Origin of the sequence: Roseomonas sp. 18066, from assembly GCF_902706185.1 — a bacterium.
GTDB lineage: Bacteria > Pseudomonadota > Alphaproteobacteria > Acetobacterales > Acetobacteraceae > Pseudoroseomonas.
Genome location: NZ_CACSJM010000349.1, coordinates 1 through 534, shown reverse-complemented (window position 1 = coordinate 534; position 534 = coordinate 1). Strand labels below are relative to the sequence as shown.

Annotated in this window: 1 protein-coding gene; it reads left to right on the top strand. The window is 60.7% G+C overall.

Annotated elements, in window-relative coordinates; translation table 11 throughout:
• Nucleotides 1-335 precede the first annotated feature (335 nt).
• On the top strand, nucleotides 336-534 hold a 199-nt coding region (gene xrtH / locus GVN67_RS29175; RefSeq protein ID WP_160000784.1), incomplete at its 3' end, for an exosortase H.

Sequence of the window (534 nt, the reverse complement as noted above, 5' to 3'; positions counted from 1 at the left end):
AAATCACCATTCCTTGTGAGTCGATATCAAGCATGATTTTCGGTTATTTGTGTCTGCGGCCCTCGACGTGCTCCCTCCTGGTCGCGCCGAGTGTTCTGATGGTAATGACTGCATGCACCAGCGACGCAGGGAATTGGTGACGGATTGTTGAGCTGCTATAGATGAGCGAAAACGTTTTGTAGCGAGGTTGGTGCCCGAAACCGGATGCAGGAGTTGCCGGTTCGCAGAAGAAGAGCGCGCCAGACCAGGTGCGTCCAGACATGCGCGATTCCCCGAAGACCGGCCCTGCCGGATAATGCGCGGCGATCCTCCTCCTTCCGCGGAGCCCCACGGCCATGCTGCGCTTCTTCCTCATCTTCCTCACCCTCCAGCTCACCCTGTTCGGCATCAACATGCTCAACTGGGTGCAGGAGCACCTGGTGCTGCCGTGGACGGCGCTGCTCGCGCGCATCTGCGCGACGATGGTGATGTGGTTCGACAGCTCGGCCGCGGCGGCGGGCAAGGTGCTGTGGAACCACCAGACGGGGTTCGGCG